14 protein-coding genes and 1 pseudogene are annotated in these 13,761 nt (G+C 73.1%); all 15 read left to right on the plus strand.

Going from position 1 to position 13,761, the window contains the following annotated elements; all coding sequences use genetic code 11:
- Positions 1-124 precede the first annotated feature (124 nt).
- Entirely contained in the window at positions 125-1,042 is a 918-nt protein-coding gene (locus DMH08_RS33995; RefSeq protein WP_125620161.1) for a phosphatidylinositol mannoside acyltransferase, read from the plus strand.
- Complete coding sequence (locus DMH08_RS34000; protein WP_026404163.1) at positions 1,039-2,202, plus strand: glycosyltransferase family 4 protein; 1,164 nt, start codon at positions 1,039-1,041, stop codon at positions 2,200-2,202. Before DMH08_RS33995 ends, DMH08_RS34000 begins: the two co-directional genes overlap by 4 nt.
- An 11-nt stretch (positions 2,203-2,213) precedes the next feature.
- Entirely contained in the window at positions 2,214-2,753 is a 540-nt protein-coding gene (locus DMH08_RS34005) for a hypothetical protein (RefSeq protein ID WP_026404164.1), read from the plus strand.
- A 92-nt stretch (positions 2,754-2,845) separates the two neighbouring features.
- Positions 2,846-3,883, plus strand: a complete 1,038-nt coding sequence (locus tag DMH08_RS34010; protein ID WP_125620169.1) for a DUF3048 domain-containing protein — start codon at positions 2,846-2,848, stop codon at positions 3,881-3,883.
- Positions 3,884-4,056: 173 nt separating this feature from the next.
- Complete coding sequence (pdxS, locus tag DMH08_RS34015; RefSeq protein ID WP_026404165.1) at positions 4,057-4,974, plus strand: pyridoxal 5'-phosphate synthase lyase subunit PdxS; 918 nt, start codon at positions 4,057-4,059, stop codon at positions 4,972-4,974.
- Positions 4,975-5,128: 154 nt separating this feature from the next.
- On the plus strand, positions 5,129-5,791 hold the full coding sequence (locus DMH08_RS34020) for a DUF6928 family protein (RefSeq protein ID WP_051301127.1): 663 nt from the start codon (positions 5,129-5,131) through the stop codon (positions 5,789-5,791).
- Positions 5,792-5,902: 111 nt separating this feature from the next.
- Entirely contained in the window at positions 5,903-6,523 is a 621-nt protein-coding gene (pdxT, locus tag DMH08_RS34025; protein WP_026404166.1) for a pyridoxal 5'-phosphate synthase glutaminase subunit PdxT, read from the plus strand.
- Position 6,524: 1 nt separating this feature from the next.
- Complete coding sequence (locus DMH08_RS34030) at positions 6,525-7,280, plus strand: YebC/PmpR family DNA-binding transcriptional regulator (protein WP_026404167.1); 756 nt, start codon at positions 6,525-6,527, stop codon at positions 7,278-7,280.
- Between the two features lie 167 nt (positions 7,281-7,447).
- On the plus strand, positions 7,448-8,023 hold the full coding sequence (gene ruvC / locus DMH08_RS34035; protein WP_026404168.1) for a crossover junction endodeoxyribonuclease RuvC: 576 nt from the start codon (positions 7,448-7,450) through the stop codon (positions 8,021-8,023).
- Entirely contained in the window at positions 8,020-8,622 is a 603-nt protein-coding gene (ruvA, locus tag DMH08_RS34040) for a Holliday junction branch migration protein RuvA (RefSeq protein ID WP_026404169.1), read from the plus strand. Before ruvC ends, ruvA begins: the two co-directional genes overlap by 4 nt.
- Positions 8,619-9,683: a Holliday junction branch migration DNA helicase RuvB gene (gene ruvB / locus DMH08_RS34045; RefSeq protein WP_125620163.1), complete on the plus strand. Its 1,065-nt coding sequence runs from the start codon at positions 8,619-8,621 to the stop codon at positions 9,681-9,683. Before ruvA ends, ruvB begins: the two co-directional genes overlap by 4 nt.
- A 178-nt stretch (positions 9,684-9,861) precedes the next feature.
- A complete protein-coding gene (gene yajC, locus DMH08_RS34050) occupies positions 9,862-10,350 on the plus strand; it encodes a preprotein translocase subunit YajC (RefSeq protein WP_051301128.1) in 489 nt (162 codons plus the stop codon).
- Positions 10,351-10,395: 45 nt separating this feature from the next.
- Complete coding sequence (gene secD, locus DMH08_RS34055) at positions 10,396-12,258, plus strand: protein translocase subunit SecD (protein WP_125620165.1); 1,863 nt, start codon at positions 10,396-10,398, stop codon at positions 12,256-12,258.
- Positions 12,259-12,261: 3 nt separating this feature from the next.
- Complete coding sequence (gene secF / locus DMH08_RS34060; protein ID WP_125620167.1) at positions 12,262-13,452, plus strand: protein translocase subunit SecF; 1,191 nt, start codon at positions 12,262-12,264, stop codon at positions 13,450-13,452.
- 74 nt (positions 13,453-13,526) lie between these two features.
- Positions 13,527-13,761 (plus strand): annotated as a pseudogene (locus DMH08_RS34065) (adenine phosphoribosyltransferase); the annotation flags it as partial.

Raw genomic sequence — 13,761 nt, forward strand, 5'->3', positions numbered from 1 at the left:
CGCCCGCCCCGGGCGCCGCGGGCGGCGCGACCGCCGCCGGGCGGCCGGACGGCGGCGCCGGGCGCGGCGGCGCCCCCGGCCCCGGGGCGCGGGCCGCCGCGAACGCCGGCGCGGAGCGGCGACGATGAAGGTCCCGTACCGCGACGAGGCGGCGGACGCCGCCTACGCGTTCGGCTGGACGGTCGTCCGCAAGACGCCCGAGCGGGCGGCCCGGCTGGCGTTCACCGCCATCGCCGACCGCACCTGGCACCGGTACGGCGCCGGGGTGCGGCAGCTCGAGAGGAACCTGTGCCGCGTCCTCGGCAAGGACGCCGTCGACGACGAGGTCCGCGTCCTCAGCAAGAAGGTCATGCGGTCCTACCTCCGCTACTGGCTGGAGGTGTTCCGGCTCCCCGAGTACGACCGGGAGCGGATCGTCGGGAAGATGCGCGTCACCGGCGAGAAGAAGATCTTCGCGAACCTCGATGCGGGACGGGGCGTCATCCTCGCCCTCCCGCACATGGGCAACTACGAGCACGCCGGCGCCTGGCTCGTCCACCAGGGATACCCCTTCACGACCGTCGCGGAACGGCTGAAGCCCGAGTCGCTGTTCGACCGGTTCGTCGAGTTCCGGGAGGGGCTCGGCATGGAGGTCCTCGCGCACAAGGGCGCCTCCGCCTACGGGCGGATGGCGCGGCGGCTGCGCGAGGGGCGGCCGGTCTGCCTCGTCGTCGACCGCGACCTCACCGACAGCGGCGTGGACGTCGAGTTCTTCGGCGCGACCGCCCGCATGCCCGCCGTGTCCGCCGCCCTCGCGATCCAGACCGGCGCCGCGCTGATCCCCGTCACGCTGTGGTACGAAGGGGAGTACTGGGCGGCGCGCGTGCACGAGGAGATCCCCGTGCCCGCCGAGGGCGCAAGACAGGAGAAGATCCGCGCCATGACCCAGGAGCTCGCGGGCGTCTTCGAGGAGGGCATCGCCGCCCACCCCGAAGACTGGCACATGCTGCAGAAGGTGTGGCTGGACGACCTGCCGGGGAGCCCGGCGGAGGCACCCCGATGAGGGTCGGCATCGTCTGCCCCTACACCTGGAACGTCCCGGGCGGCGTCCAGCGGCACATCGCCGACCTCGCCGAGGCGCTGATCGACCTCGGCCACACCGTCTCGGTGATCACCCCGGCGGACGACGACGCCGACCTCCCCCCGTACGCGGTCCCGGCGGGGCGCGCCGTCCCGGTCCCCTACAACGGCTCGGTCGCGCGGCTCGCGTTCGGGTTCCTGTCGTCCGGACGCGTCCGGAGGTGGATCCACGAGGGCGGCTTCGACGTCCTGCACGTGCACGAACCCGCCGCGCCGTCGCTCGGGCTGCTGGCCTGCTGGGCGGCGGACGGCCCGATCGTCGGCACGTTCCACGCGTCCTACGAGAAGTCCCGCGTGGTGTCGGTCACCGCCCCCATCCTGCAGAGCGCGCTGGAGAAGATCACCGGACGGATCGCGGTGTCGGAGGCGGCCCGCACCACGCTCGTCGAGCACCTCGGCGGCGACGCCGTCCTCATCCCCAACGGGGTCGCCACCGAGCGGTACGCGATGGCCGACCCGCTGCCCGGCTGGCCCGGCCGCGCCGACGGCTCCGGGGACGGCTCCGGCGAGGAGGCGATCGGCTTCCTCGGCCGCATGGACGAGCCCCGCAAGGGCCTCCAGGTGCTGCTGCGCGCCTTCGACGTCCTCGGCCGCGCCCGGCCGCGCCTGCGGCTGCTGATCGCCGGGCCCGGCGACGCCGACGACGTCCTGTCCCGCGTCTCCCCGGAACTGCGCGACCGGGTCGTCCTGCTCGGCATGGTCAGCGAGGAGGACAAGGTCCGCGCCTACCACTCGGTGGACGTCTTCGTCGCGCCGAACCTCGGCGGGGAGAGCTTCGGGATCGTCCTCGCCGAGGCGATGGCGGCGGGCGCCCCCATCCTCGCCAGCGACATCGAGGCGTTCGACCGGGTGCTGCGCGGCGGCCGCGCCGGGGCGCTGTTCCGCACCGGCGACCACGAGGCCCTCGCGGCGGCGGCCGCCGACCTGCTCGACGACCCGGCCCGCCGCAAGCAGCTGTCCGCCGAGGCCCGCGCCGCCGTCCGCGACTACGACTGGTCGGCCGTCGCCCGCGACGTGCTGAGGGTGTACGAGACCGTCTCCCTCGGCCACGCCGGCGTCGTCGAGTCCGGCCCCGTGGCGTAGGGGAGCACCGGATGCCCGACTGGATCATCGACGTCCTGTTCTGGATCGCCGTCGCGTTCCTGCTCGCCGTGTACGTGTCGTGGCGGGCGACCCGCCTCGACCGGCTGCACGTCCGCGTCGAGACGGCCCGCGCCGCGCTCGACGCCGCGCTCGTCCGGCGGGCGGCCGCCGCGCTCGAGCTCGCGGCGTCCCGGCTGCTGGACCCCGCGACCAGCCTGGTCCTCGCCACCGCGGCGCACGAGGCCCGCACCGCCGACGCCGAGCACCGCGAGTTCGCCGAGAGCGACCTGTCGCGGGCGCTGCGCGCCGTCGTCGACCAGCCCGGCTTCGTCGACGCCCTCACCGGCCGCGGCGACGGGGACGGCAAGGCGGTGCTGGAGGAGCTCTCCTCCTCCGCCGCGAAGGTCGCCTACGCCCGCCGCTTCTACAACGACGCCGTCTCGCAGGCCCGCATCGCCCGCCGCAAGCTGCTGATCCGGGCGCTGCGGCTGGCGGGGCGGGCCCCGCTGCCCGGGTTCTTCGAGATCGACGACGACCCGCCCGGCATCTGACCCGACCGCACGGACGGACCGCACGGACGGGGCATGGCGCGCGCTTCGCTACCCTCTGGCGCAGCTCTCGCGAAGGAGGGATCAGCGTGCGCATGTCCCGAGGCGGCACCGCCGCCGGCCGGGCGGCCGCGGGGACCGGGGCGCTCGTCCTGGCCGCCGCGCTCACCGCCTGCTCCGGCGGGGACGTGGGCCGGCGGGCCGAACCGCCGAGCGCGCCCGGCGGACGGGACGGCGCCGGGACGTCCGCGACCCCCGGCCTGCCGTACCACCCGTTCGACGGCGGCGCCGAGAGCCCGCGCGGCCCGGTCCTCGCCGTGAAGATCGCGAACACCGAGCGGGCGCTGCCGCAGTCCGGCGTCCGGGACGCCGACATCGTCTACGTCGGGCAGGTCGAGGGCGGCGAGACCCGGCTGATGGCGGTGTACTCGTCGAAGCTGCCCGAGCGCGTCGGGCCCGTCCGCAGCGCCCGGATCTCCGACCTGTCCATCCTGGCGCAGTACGGGCGGCCCGCTTTCGCCTTCTCCGGCGTCCAGAGCAAGATGAAGAAGGACATCCGGCAGGCGCCCTCCTATGACGTCTCCCAGGAGAACGGCGGGTCCGCCTACTTCCGGGCCGGCCCGAAGCCGATCCCCTACAACCTGTACGCCGACCCCCGCGACCTGCTGGAGCTCGCGCCCGAGGCGACCGGTCCGCGCGACATCGGCTTCCGCTTCGGACCGGCTCCGGCCGGCGGCGAGCCGACCGCGTCGTTCACCGCGAAGTGGCCGTCGGCGACCATGGGCTTCACGTGGTCGGCCGAGGAGAAGCGCTGGCTCGCGAGCTTCGGCGGCCGTCCCGACGTCGCCGCCGAGGGCGGCAGGCTCGGCGGCGCCACGGTCGTCGTCCAGTACGCGAAGACGACGCGCTCGAAGTTCCACGACTCCCTCGGCCACTACACCCCGCTGATCCGGACGACCGGGACCGGCCGCGCGCTCGTCCTGCGCGACGGCAAGGGGTACGACGCCCGCTGGTCGCGGCCGTCGGAAGGGCAGGGGACGACCTTCACCACCGCGGACGGGAAGCCGATGACGTTCGCGCCCGGCCAGGTCTGGGTCGTGCTGGTCAGCGAGGGCAGCCCCGTCATCCCCTGAGGACGCCCCCGCCACACTGCTCGCCGGGGCGCCGGGAACGTGTTTCGGGCTCCGGATCCGACGACCTGTAAACCGGACGTACCTCGCGTTGACGGTCTGCCGGGTCCAGAGACGACACAAGCAGGCAATATTATGGAAAGCGACTAGTCGCCCGCTCACGTGAGGATGTGCCCGTGTCCACTTCCAGTCCCGCTTCCCAGAACACCGCGCCGGAGACCGGGACCGCCCGGGTCAAGCGCGGCATGGCGGAGATGCTCAAGGGCGGCGTGATCATGGACGTCGTCACGCCCGAGCAGGCGAAGATCGCCGAAGACGCCGGCGCCGTCGCCGTGATGGCCCTCGAGCGGGTCCCCGCCGACATCCGCGCCGAGGGCGGCATCTCCCGGATGAGCGACCCGGACATGATCGACGGGATCATCAGCGCCGTGTCGATCCCGGTCATGGCCAAGGCCCGCATCGGCCACTTCGTCGAGGCGCAGGTGCTGCAGGCGCTCGGCGTCGACTACATCGACGAGTCCGAGGTGCTCACCCCGGCCGACTACGAGAACCACATCGACAAGTTCGCGTTCACCATCCCGTTCGTGTGCGGCGCGACCAACCTCGGCGAGGCGCTGCGCCGCATCACCGAGGGCGCCGCGATGATCCGCTCCAAGGGCGAGGCGGGCACCGGCGACGTCTCCAACGCCACCACCCACATGCGCCAGATCCGGCAGCAGATCCGCAAGCTGCAGAACCTGCCCGAGGACGAGCTGTACGTGGCGGCGAAGGAGCTGCAGGCGCCCTACGAGCTGGTCAAGGAGGTCGCGCAGGCCGGGAAGCTGCCCGTCGTGCTGTTCACCGCCGGCGGCATCGCCACCCCCGCCGACGCGGCCATGATGATGCAGCTCGGCGCCGAGGGCGTCTTCGTCGGTTCCGGGATCTTCAAGTCCGGCAACCCCGCGCAGCGCGCCGAGGCGATCGTGAAGGCCACCACCTTCCACGACGACCCCGAGGTCATCGCCAAGGTCTCCCGCGGCCTCGGCGACGCGATGGTCGGCATCAACGTCGCGTCCCTCGGCGAGGACCAGAAGTTCGCCGGCCGCGGCTGGTGATCCGCTGACGCCCCCGGAGGCGGTCGCCGCACGGCGATCGCCTCCGGCCCCTCCACAGCGCGTCATTCCGGGGTTACGCTTGCGGCGCGGCCGGTGCGGGACCGGGCGCACGGCGCGATCCCGCGGGCGGTGCCCGGCCGCGGGAGGGGAGAGCATGGCTTGGTCGGTCGCGCTGGCCTGTGCGAGCGCCGGGGAACCCGCCGACGTCTTCCGCCCCGGCCTGGAGCCCGATCCGGACGCCGCCGCGCGCATCGCCCGCGGCCTGCACCCGGCGGGCGCCCTCACCGAGACCGGCGACACCGTCCTCGACTTCGCCCTCTGGCCCTACGAGGACGAGCTGTTCGTCGGGGCCTTCGGCGCCGCCCGCGACGGGCGGGCGCTGCTGGTGTGCGACCGCCGGCTGTTCCGCCTCGACGACGACGCCCGCCGCGTCGCCGACGCCACCGCCGCCGCGCTGCCCGGCGCCCGCTGCGGCGTGCTCGTGCTGCACAGCGTCGTCCGGGGCTGCTGGTTCCGCTGGTACGAGGACGCCGAACTGCGCCGGGACGTCTTCCTCACCGCCGAGGACGGCGTCATCGTCGACCAGGGCGCCCGGCTCCCCGCCGAGCGCCCGTTCTGGCGCGCCCTCGACGCCGGCGCCCCGGACGTCCCGCTGCCGTTCGACCCCGAGGAGTTCGGCCTCGCGCTCGCCGCCGCCCACATGTTCGGCCGCGGCATCGCCGACCGCGGGACGGACGGCTTCCTGCCCCTCGAACTGCCGCTGCGCCGCTTCAAGCTCGCCGCCCGCGACCGCGCCGGGACCGGCGACGCGCGGTGATCCGCGGGGCCCGCGCAGGGAAGACGCGCGCGTGACCGGGGCGTTGGACAAAGCGTCCAGACGACGGAACGTCTAGGGTTGGTCCGTCCGCATCCCCCGGAAGGTTCATTTGTGACTGCCGTACCGACCATCGGCGTCCTGGCCCTGCAGGGCGACGTGCGCGAGCACGCCCGCGCCCTCGAACAGGCCGGGGCCCGAACCGTGAACGTGCGCCGCGCCGCGGAGCTGGAGCGGGTCGACGGGCTGGTCCTGCCCGGCGGCGAGTCCACCGCCATCTGGCGGCTGGCCCGCGCGTTCGACCTGCTGGAGCCGCTCCGCAAGCGGATCGAGGCGGGCATGCCCGCCTACGGCTCCTGCGCCGGCATGATCATGCTGGCCGACCGCATCCGCGACGGCGCGGCCGGCCAGGAGACCATCGGCGGGATCGACATGACCGTGCGGCGCAACGCCTTCGGCCGGCAGGTCGACTCGTTCGAGTCCGACGTGCCGCTGGCCGGTATGGGCGACACGCCGTACCACGCCGTATTCATCCGCGCCCCCTGGGTGGAGTCCACCGGCGACGCCGTCGAGATCCTCGGCCGCGCCGAGGGCGGCCCGAACGCCGGTAGGATCGTCGCCGTCCGCCAGGGCCGGCTGATGGCCACCGCGTTCCACCCGGAGCTGACGGGCGACTTCCGCGTGCACCACTACTTCGCCGATCTGGTGCGCCGGGCGATGGTTGAGGAGGATTGAGATGTCCGGCCATTCCAAATGGGCGACGACCAAGCACAAGAAAGCGGCCCTCGACGCCAAGCGGGGCAAGCTCTTCGCGAAGCTGATCAAGAACATCGAGGTAGCGGCCCGCACGGGCGGCGGCGACCCCGACGCCAACCCCACCCTGTACGACGCCATCTACAAGGCGAAGAAGAACTCGGTCCCCAACGACAACATCGAGCGTGCGCGCAAGCGCGGCGCCGGTGAGGAGGCCGGGGGCGCCGACTGGCAGAACATCACCTACGAGGGCTACGCGCCCGGCGGCGTCGCGGTGCTCATCGAGTGCCTCACCGACAACCGCAACCGCGCCGCCTCGGAGGTCCGCGTCGCGCTGACCCGCAACGGCGGGTCCCTCGCCGACCCGGGCTCGGTGTCGTACATGTTCAACCGCAAGGGCGTCGTGATCGTCCCGAAGAACGGCACCAGCGAGGACGACGTCATGATGGCCGTCCTCGACGCCGGCGCCGAGGAGGTCAACGAGCTCGACGAGGAGAACTTCGAGGTCGTCAGCGAGGCCGGTGACCTCGTCGCCGTCCGCACCGCCCTCCAGGAGGCCGGGATCGACTACGAGTCGGCGGAGAGCAAGTTCCTGCCGAGCGTCACGGTCCCGCTCGACGAGGAGAACGCCAAGAAGGTCTTCCGCCTGCTCGACGCCCTCGAGGACAGCGACGACGTCCAGGACGTCTACGCGAACTTCGACGTCAGCGACGAGGTCATGGCCGCGATCGACGCCTGAGCACGATCGCCGTCGCCCGACGCCGCCGCGCACCCGACCGCGCGGCGGCGTTCGCGCGTCCCCGCGGACGCGCCCGCCCCGGGGGACACATGCGGGCGGGGCGCTGCGCGATGTCGGCGCGGATTGGTAGCGTTGGCGGCCCGAACAGATGATCGAGAGGGGCGGCCGTGCGGGTGATGGGGGTGGACCCCGGGCTCACCCGGTGCGGGGTCGGCGTCGTCGACGGCGCCCCGGGCAGGCCGCTCCGGCTGGTGCACGTGTCGGTCGTCCGCACCGCCCCCGACGAGGACCACGCGCTGCGGCTGCTCGGCGTCGAGCGGGGCATCGAGGCCCTCATGGACGAGCTGCGCCCCGAGGCCGTCGCCGTGGAGCGGGTGTTCTCGCAGCACAACGTGCGGACCGTCATGGGCACCGCGCAGGCCGCCGGCATCGCGATGCTCGCCGCCGCGCGCCGCGGGCTGCCGGTCGCCCTGCACACCCCCAGCGAGGCCAAGGCGGCCGTCACCGGCAACGGCCGCGCCGACAAGGCGCAGGTGACGAAGATGGTGACGCGGCTGCTCGCGCTCGACGCGGCGCCGAAGCCCGCCGACGCGGCCGACGCGCTCGCCCTCGCCATCTGCCACGTGTGGCGCGGCGGGGCGGGGCGGCGGCCCGCGCCCGCGTTCCGGTCGCGGATCGAGGAGGCGGCCCGGGCCGAACGCGAACGGCTCGCCGCCCGCAGAACAGGAGGGACCGCCCAGTGATCGCCTTCGTCAGCGGCGAGGTGGCCGCCGCCGGACCCGACGGCGCGGTGATCGACGTGCACGGCGTCGGGCTCGCGGTGCAGTGCACCCCCGCCACCCTGGCCGGGCTGCGCGTCGGCGACCGCGCCCGGGTGCCCACGTCGCTGGTCGTCCGGGAGGACTCCCTGACCCTCTTCGGGTTCGCCGACGACGACGAGCGGACGGTGTTCGAGCTGCTGCAGACCGCGAGCGGCGTCGGCCCCCGGCTCGCGCTGGCGATGCTGGCCGTGCACACCCCGAACGCGCTCCGCCGGGCCGTGGCCGCCGAGGACCTCACCGCCCTCACCAAGGTCCCCGGCATCGGGAAGAAGGGGGCGCAGCGCATCGTGCTCGAGCTGAAGGACCGCCTCGGCGGCCCGGTCGGCGACGGCGCCGACGACCGGGCGCCCGCCCGGGCCGAGCCGTGGCGCGAGCAGGTGCAGATGGGCCTGGTCAACCTCGGCTGGTCGGCCAAGGACGCCGACGCCGCCGTCGACGCGGTCGCCGCCGACCTCGACGGCGCCGAGGCGCCGCCCGTCGCGACCCTGCTGAAGTCCGCCCTGAAGAAGCTGAGCAAGTGAGCGAGGACGAGCGGCTCGTCTCGGCGGCCGCCGACGGGTCCGAGGAGCAGGTCATCGAGGCCGCGCTGCGGCCGAAGAAGCTCGGCGACTTCGTCGGGCAGGAACGGGTCCGCGAGCAGCTCGCGCTGGTGCTGCACGGCGCCCTCGGGCGCGGCCGGACGCCCGACCACGTGCTGCTGTCCGGCGGTCCCGGCCTCGGCAAGACCACCCTCGCGATGATCATCGCGGCGGAGCTGGGGCAGCCGCTGCGGATCTCCTCCGGCCCCGCCATCGAGCGGGCCGGCGACCTGGCGGCCGTCCTGTCGACGCTGGCGGAGGGCGAGGTCCTGTTCATCGACGAGATCCACCGGCTGGCGCGGCCCGCCGAGGAGATGCTCTACATGGCGATGGAGGACTTCCGCGTCGACGTCGTGGTGGGCAAGGGGCCCGGCGCGACCGCGATCCCCCTCGACATCGCCCCGTTCACCCTGGTGGGGGCCACGACCCGCGCCGGGATGCTGCCGGGGCCCCTGCGCGACCGGTTCGGGTTCACCGCCCACATGGACTTCTACGAGCCCGCCGAACTGGAGATCATCGTCCGGCGCTCGGCGGGCCTGCTGGGCGTGGAGATCAGCGATGAGGGCGCCGCGGAGGTCGCCGGGCGCGCCCGCGGCACGCCCCGGATCGCGAACCGGCTGCTGCGCCGCGTCCGCGACTACGCCGAGGTGCGCGGCGACGGCACCGTCACCCGGGAATCGGCGCGGACGGCGCTGTCGTTGTACGAGGTGGACGAACGAGGGCTCGACCGGCTCGACCGCGCCGTGCTCGGATCCCTGCTGCGCAAGTTCGGCGGCGGCCCGGTGGGGCTGTCGACGCTGGCCGTCGCGGTGGGGGAGGAGCCGGAGACGGTCGAGGTGGTCGCGGAGCCGTTCCTGGTGAGGCAGGGCCTGCTGGCCCGGACGCCGCGCGGCCGGGTCGCGACCGGCGCCGCGTGGGCGCACCTCGGGCTGACCCCGCCGCCGACGGCGCCGCTGGCCGGGACCCTGTTCGACCTGGACGACGACGCCGATCGGCCCGAATAGTGATCATCGGGTAACGGGTTGGGAACTACTCGGCACCACCGATCGTCACGTCGTTGCCGGGGCCTGGCGTAATCTCTAGACTCCGGGACCTGGTTCACCGTCTTCCAGCCGACGGTTCCAATGATGTGGCCGATCCGGTCACGGGCTGGGCAATCGACACCGGAAGGATGCCCCAGTAATGGGCGGCGACATGATCATTGCGGCGGAGTCGGGCGGCAGCGGGGCTTTCAACCTCCTGCTCCTGCTGGCCATTCCGCTCGTCTTCTACTTTCTCCTCATCCGGCCGCAGAGCAAGCGGCGCAAGGAGCAGCTGCAGATGGAGAGCTCCCTGCAGCCGGGCACGCGCGTGATGACGACCAGCGGCATGCGCGCCACCGTGCTGTCGGTCGACGACGACGGCGTGCTGCTGGAGATCGCGCCCGGCGTCGAGGTGAGCTTCGTCAAGCAGGCCGTCATGCGGGTCCTCCAGGACGACGACGCCAAGGGCGCCGACGCCGAGGAGCTCGACCTCGACGAGGACGACGACGCGGACGACGACGAGCGCGACGGCGACGCCGTCGACCTCACCAAGAACGACGCGGACGCCGACGACTCCGTCGAGGACGTCGAGGACGACGAGCCCGAGGCGAAGGCCGGTGCGAAGGCCGGGCGGAAGTCCTCCGACTGACCGACGCCCTCCTGCACCGAATCCAGACGGGAAGTAAGACGACAAGTGGCTCCCCCTAGGAACGTCCCCAAGCCGGGACGCACCCTTCTCGCGCTCTTCGCGATCCTGGTGGTCCTGGCAGGGACGGCGTTCCTGCAGGGGTCCACGACTCCCAAGCTCGGGCTCGACCTCGCGGGCGGGACGACCGTGACGCTGTCGGCGAAGACGCCGAACGGCGAGACCCCGCCCGCCGAGCAGATGGACCAGGCCGTCAAGATCATGACCCAGCGGGTCAACGGCCTGGGCGTCTCGGACGCCGAGGTGCAGAAGCAGGGCGGCGACAACATCGTCGTCAACGTGCCGGGGGCGGGCCAGAGCCGCGTCGTCAACATGATCGGCACGACCGCGAAACTCCAGTTCCGGCAGGTGTTCGCGGCCGCGGACGGGCGTCCGGTAACGGGGGGCTCCCCGTCGCCGTCGCCCTCCGCGAGCGGAGGCGAACGCGCCGACCGAGGAAGCGGGGACCGCGGCGACCAGGACGGGGAGGCGAGCCCGTCGCCGTCGGCCTCCGCGTCCGCCGGCGCGCCGTCGTCCTCGCCCTCGCCCTCCTCTTCCGCGGCGCCGCGCGGCCGCGCCGCCTCCGCGGCGCTGACCGCGTCCGCTCCCACCGCTCCCACTCCCCCCGCGACCGCCTCCCCGTCGCCGTCCGGCTCCGCCGAGCCGTCCGCCTCGCCCGAGCCGTCCGGCTCGTCCGACGCGACGGACGCGTCGGCCCTCTACCCGGGCGTCCGCGACCAGGCCGTGGTCAAGCAGTTCGAGGAACTCGACTGCTACAACGGCGACCGCCGCGCCCCAGGCTCCAACGACCCCGGCAGGCAATGGGTCGTCGCCTGCGACGAGGAAGTCGAGAACGGCCAGGTCACCAAGTACATCCTCGGCCCCGTCCGAGTGCTCGGCGAGAACGTCGACGGCGCCGAGGCGGTCCCGCCGAACGCCCAGCAGGGGCAGCCGAGCTGGTCGGTCTCCCTCGACTTCGACGGCCGCGGCGCCGACCAGTTCGGGCAGGTCACCACCGAGGCGTACGGCGCCTACCAGCAGGACCCCACGTCCGCGCAGGCGCAGATCGCGATCGTCCTGGACGGCCAGGTCGTCTCCGCCCCCGCCATCAACCAGGGCCCGATCACCGGCGGCACCGCCAGCATCGACGGCCCGCCCGAGAGCTTCGGCCAGCAGTACGCCACCGACCTCGCCAACGTGCTCAAGTACGGGGCGCTGCCGCTGGAGTTCGAGCAGAGCTCCATCGACGAGGTCTCGTCCACGCTCGGGTCCGACCAGCTCACCGGCGGCCTGATCGCCGGCGCCATCGGCCTCGTCCTCGTGGTCGTCTACTGCATGGTCTACTACCGGGGCCTCGGCCTGGTCGCGGTCTCCAGCCTCGCGGTCGCCTCCGCGATCACCTACCTGGCGGTGGTGATCCTCGGCGAGAACATGGGCTTCCGCCTCTCACTGCCGCACATCATCGGCCTGATCGTGTCGATCGGCATCACCGCCGACTCCTTCATCGTCTACTTCGAGCGCCTGCGGGACGAACTGCGCGCGGGCCGCAAGCTCCGGCCGTCCGTCGAGACGGCCTGGAAGCGCGCCCGCCGCACGATCCTGGTCGCCGACGCGGTGACCTTCCTGGCCGCCCTCGTGCTGTACTTCCTCGCGGTCGGCGGCGTCGCCGGGTTCGCGTTCGCGATGGGGCTCACCACCCTCATCGACGTGATCGTGGTGTTCTTCTTCACCAAGCCGCTGGTGGCCGTGCTGTCGCGCACCACGTTCTTCGGCCAGGGCCATCCGCTGTCCGGGGTCGACGCCAGACGGCTGCGCCGCGCCTCCGGGGCCGCGCCGGGTTCCGCCGCCCGTCCGACGAGCCAGGAGGTCTGAGACATGGCGACGCGTGCGATCATCTCCCGGATCTACCGGGGCGAGGTCAGCGCCGACATCGTCGGCCGGCCGAAGCTGTGGTACTCGATCTCCGGGATCCTGCTGGTCCTGTCCATCGCCGGCCTGGTCGTGCAGGGCCTGAACTTCGGCGTGGAGTTCAAGGGCGGCTCGGTCTTCACCTTCCAGGCGCCGAGCGCGTCGATCGAGCAGGTGCGCGGCGCCGTCGCCGACGGCGGCGCCCACCAGACGATCGTGCAGGAGGCCGGCGACAAGTGGCGGGTGACCACCGAGAGCATGTCGTCCGACGAGGTCGGCGAGGTCAAGCAGAGCGTCACCGAGCGGCTCGGCATCCCGGGCGACAAGGTCAGCACCCAGGTGGTCGGCGCCTCCTGGGGCGGTGAGATCCAGTCGAAGGCGTGGCAGGCCCTCGCCGTCTTCATGGTGCTGATCATCGCGTACCTGTCCATCGCGTTCGAGTGGCGGATGGCGGCGGCCGCGGTCGTCGCCCTCGTCCACGACCTCGTGATCACCGCGGGCGTCTACGCGTGGTCCGGCTTCGAGGTGACCCCCGCCACGCTGCTGGGCTTCCTGACGATCCTCGGATACTCGCTGTACGACGCGGTCGTGGTGTTCGACATGATCAAGGAGGTCACCAAGCCGCTCGGCCCGACCTCCAAGACCACCTACAGCCAGGCCGCGAACACGGCCCTCGCCAGCACGCTCGTCCGGTCCCTGAACACCTCGCTGGTGGCGATCCTGCCGGTGGCGGCGATCCTGTTCATCGGGACGACGCTGTTCGGCGCGGGCACGCTGAAGGATTTGTCGCTCGCGCTGTTCGTCGGCATGATCGTCGGGACGTACTCGTCGCTGTGCGTCGCGACGCCGCTGCTGGTGCAGCTGAAGGAGCGCGAACCCAAGTACCGGGAGATCCGGGCGAACATCGCGCGCCGCGAGGCCAGCGCGAAGCGGAAGTCGAAGACGGTCGCCAAGGTGAAGGCGACGGCGGGCGCGCCCGGCGGCGACGACGCGGACGGCGGCTCCGCCGGCGACGACGCCCCGGACGGCGGCGCGGGCGACGCCGCGGCGACGTCCGGCGAGGACGTCGCGAAGTCGGTCACCGTCCGCAAGGTGGTCCAGTCGGGGCCGCGGCACCAGCCCAGGCGCGGCACGCGCCAGCAGCGCCGCGGCAGGTGACGGCGGGCCGCGCGGGCGGCGAGCAGGGCCCTCAGGGGCGGTAGCAGGCAACAGGCGTCTCAGGGGGACGAACGATGGTGGACCTCGGCAAGCTGATCCAGGAGCGGATCCGCGACGTGGACGACTACCCGAAGCCGGGGGTCGTGTTCAAGGACATCACTCCGCTGCTGGCGGACCACGTCGCCTTCGCGGGGGTGGTGGACGCCATCGTCAACCACCACGGCCGCGGCACGATCGACAAGATCGTCGGTATCGAGGCGCGGGGCTTCATCCTCGCCGCGCCCGTCGCCTACCACTTCGGGGCGGGCT

Origin of the sequence: Actinomadura sp. WAC 06369, assembly GCF_003947565.1 — a bacterium.
GTDB classification, from domain to species: domain Bacteria; phylum Actinomycetota; class Actinomycetes; order Streptosporangiales; family Streptosporangiaceae; genus Spirillospora; species Spirillospora rifamycini.

Excerpts from the sequence above, each read along its gene's own strand:
- DMH08_RS33995 (WP_125620161.1), top strand. The coding sequence starts at position 125 with ATGAAGGTCCCGTACCGCGACGAGGCGGCGGACGCCGCCTACGCGTTC.
- DMH08_RS34000 (WP_026404163.1), top strand. The coding sequence starts at position 1,039 with ATGAGGGTCGGCATCGTCTGCCCCTACACCTGGAACGTCCCGGGCGGC.
- DMH08_RS34005 (WP_026404164.1), top strand. The coding sequence starts at position 2,214 with ATGCCCGACTGGATCATCGACGTCCTGTTCTGGATCGCCGTCGCGTTC.
- DMH08_RS34010 (WP_125620169.1), top strand. The coding sequence starts at position 2,846 with ATGTCCCGAGGCGGCACCGCCGCCGGCCGGGCGGCCGCGGGGACCGGG.
- DMH08_RS34020 (WP_051301127.1), top strand. The coding sequence starts at position 5,129 with ATGGCTTGGTCGGTCGCGCTGGCCTGTGCGAGCGCCGGGGAACCCGCC.
- DMH08_RS34030 (WP_026404167.1), top strand. The coding sequence starts at position 6,525 with ATGTCCGGCCATTCCAAATGGGCGACGACCAAGCACAAGAAAGCGGCC.
- yajC (WP_051301128.1), top strand. The coding sequence starts at position 9,862 with ATGGGCGGCGACATGATCATTGCGGCGGAGTCGGGCGGCAGCGGGGCT.
- secF (WP_125620167.1), top strand. The coding sequence starts at position 12,262 with ATGGCGACGCGTGCGATCATCTCCCGGATCTACCGGGGCGAGGTCAGC.